General features: G+C 30.0%; 1 protein-coding gene. It reads right to left on the bottom strand.

What is annotated here, in order from left to right; all coding sequences use genetic code 11:
• Window positions 1-404, bottom strand: a 404-nt coding sequence (locus FUA24_RS01125; RefSeq protein WP_148539683.1) for a redoxin domain-containing protein, incomplete at its 3' end; no start/stop codon positions are given.
• Window positions 405-520 lie beyond the last annotated feature (116 nt).

Raw genomic sequence — 520 nt, 5'->3', positions numbered from 1 at the left:
TCAACTTGCACAGTACCAGTTTCTTCATCGTATTTTTCATTAGTAATATCTAAAATACCTAAAATGCTAGAAAGGTTTCTGTTACTATCTGCAAGAATTGGGTAAGTAACGCCTTCAATACCACCGTTATCTTTAGCAGTATTTAACCACGCAAAGTGTACTTCTGGCGTATCACATGAAGCGCCAATTACAATTGTATTGCGTTTTTCAAATTCTGGTAATGCAGCCTGAAATGCGTGTAATTCTGTAGGGCATACAAAAGTAAAATCTTTTGGATACCAAAAAAGCACAACTTTCTTTTTGTTGTTTACAGCTTCTTCTAATACGTTTACTTTAAAAGTATCGCCCATTTCGTTCATGGCGTCTACGTTTAAATCAGGGAATTTTTTACCTACTAATGACATGTTTTTATATTTAAATAGTTATTAAATTTTTCACTACAAATATAAAACAGCATTAAGAATTCATTGAAAAATAAAATTTTAATTTTTTATCAATCAATAGATATTAATTATAGTTT

Source organism: Seonamhaeicola marinus (assembly GCF_008085455.1).
This window is presented reverse-complemented; position numbering and strand designations above follow the sequence as displayed.